Annotated in this window: 2 protein-coding genes and 1 riboswitch; of the genes, one reads left to right on the plus strand and one right to left on the minus strand. The window is 63.8% G+C overall.

Translation table 11 applies throughout. From position 1 onward, the window contains the following. A partial coding sequence (murJ, locus tag I71_RS06200; protein ID WP_042692432.1) for a murein biosynthesis integral membrane protein MurJ occupies positions 1–817 on the plus strand: 817 nt, incomplete at its 5' end. Between the two features lie 57 nt (positions 818–874). Here the strand turns inward: murJ and I71_RS06205 are convergent. After that, positions 875–1,909, minus strand: coding sequence for a GyrI-like domain-containing protein (locus I71_RS06205; protein ID WP_244433675.1), 1,035 nt, complete (start codon positions 1,907–1,909; stop codon positions 875–877). Between the two features lie 14 nt (positions 1,910–1,923). Further along, positions 1,924–1,978: riboswitch (SAM riboswitch) on the plus strand. This riboswitch is flagged as partial in the annotation.

Below are 1,978 nucleotides of genomic sequence, written 5' to 3' on the forward strand. Positions count from 1 at the left end.
GGCCTCGCTGCTGCCGTCCGGTGCGGTGTCCTTCCTCTATTACGCCGACCGGTTGAACCAGATGCCGCTGGGGGTCATCGGCATTGCCATCGGCACCGCCCTTCTGCCGGTGCTTGCCCGCCATGTCGCGGCAGGGGACGAGCGGATGGTCCGCCATTACCTGAGCCGCGCGCTGGAGTTCAGCCTGCTGCTGGGCCTGCCGGCCGCGGTCGCGCTCGGCGTGGCGGGGGCGCCGATCGTCGCGGTGTTGTTCCAGCGCGGCGCCTTCGGCCCGGAGGAGGCGCACGCCACGGCGATGGCACTCGCCGCCTATGCGGTCGGCATCCCGGCCTATGTGATCGTGAAGTCGCTGAACGCCGCTTTCTTTGCCCGTCACGATACGGTGACTCCGGTACGGGTCGCCGTCATCGTGACGGTGGCGACCGCCCTGCTGGCGCTGTTGCTGATGCCCTGGCTGGGCCACGTTGGTATTGCGCTGTCCACCGGCCTGACGGCTTGGCTGGACGTTGGATTGCTGGTGGCGGCGATGCGCAGGCGCGGCCTGTTCGACCTGGACGACCGGTTGAAGCGCCGCGCGCCCCGCATCGCCGTCGCCGCGACCGGCATGGGAGCGGCGCTGCTGGCCGGCGGGAATGTGCTGGCCCCCTGGCTGGCGGCCCCCGCCACCGCCTTGCGGTTTACCGCACTGGCTTTGCTGGTGTCCGGCGGTGCCGCAGCCTTCGGAGCGCTGGCGATCCTGCTGGGCGGCGCAAAAATGGCGGATGTGAAAGGAATGCTGTCGAAAAAGATGCAGTCAGCCACAGAGGAGGTCGGGTGAGGTCACGGCTGACGGAAGCGGCGCCACTTCCGTTCCCCGCTGCCCGACGTCGGGCCTTTACTTCAGCGGCAGATAGACGTCGGTCAGCAGATCATGCTCCGGCGTTTCTCCAACGAAATTCAGGTAGTGGAAAAAGACAGGGAAATCCCGAGGCTCTTCGCGGCTTTCGGGAAGCCAGCGGCCATAGAGGAATCTCACGACTTCACCGATCTGTTCATGCGTTCCCCGGTGTCTGGCCACGGCGCAGCGGCCGCCGGGGATGAGCGTCTTCACCACTCCCTGCGGATTTTCCGGCACCTCGCCATCGATCTCCCCGCAGATGTCGAACCGGAACTCGGCCGGCGCGGTGGTTTCCGGATTGTCGAACGCAACGCCGAAGGTCCGGCACCGCTCCCGTGGCGACAGCCCGCTGGCCTTGCGCCAGTCGATGAAGAAGCGGACTGAGTCATTCACGCCTTCGATCGGTCCACGATGACGGTAGGCGGCCACATCGACGGGCGGGAACTCGACAATCGAGACATCCATGATCCTGATCCTTTTTCTTTTGATGGGACGATAGCGGTCGTGCCACTGCCGCCATTCAGGAGTTTTCCTGAACTCTGACGGCGTCTGGCCGAACGCATTCCTGAAGGCGCGGGAGAAGGCTTCCGGCGATTCGAACCCGGCGTCCAAGGCGATGTCGATGACCTTGTCGCTGGGATAGAAGGCCAGCCGGAACGACGCCCGCTTCAACCGTGCCAGCTGGATGTATTTCCCGACACTGACATCGAAATGAGCGGAGAAAAGACGATGGAAGTGAAACTTCGAGAGGCAGGCAACATCGCTCAACCTGTCGAGTGAGAGGTCGCCTTCCAGATTCTGGTCGATGTAGTCGAACAGCCGGGAAAACCTCTCGTCATACTCTTGCCTGCCCATCGTCGATCCAGTTTGCACAGGTGATGGAGGAAAGCATAAGCCGGGGCACCCGCAGCCGTCCTGGCACATCTTGCTGAATATCGACCGGCATTTCGGATCACCGGAGCGGTTGGGACCGCCCGAATCGATGGATTCGGATGAGGAGAATGCGGCGCTACCCTTCTTGACGGCGGTCATAGGCAGTCGTACAAGCGAACCTACGTGGTGATTTGGTCGACCGGCTTGCGGGCCACGTAAAACACCCGC

The organism is Azospirillum sp. B506 (genome assembly GCF_000333595.1).
Classification (GTDB): Bacteria; Pseudomonadota; Alphaproteobacteria; order Azospirillales; family Azospirillaceae; genus Azospirillum.

Bases quoted from the DNA above. Each gene is read 5' to 3' on its own strand.
- I71_RS06205 (WP_244433675.1), bottom strand. From the start codon at position 1,909: ATGACCGCCGTCAAGAAGGGTAGCGCCGCATTCTCCTCATCCGAATCC.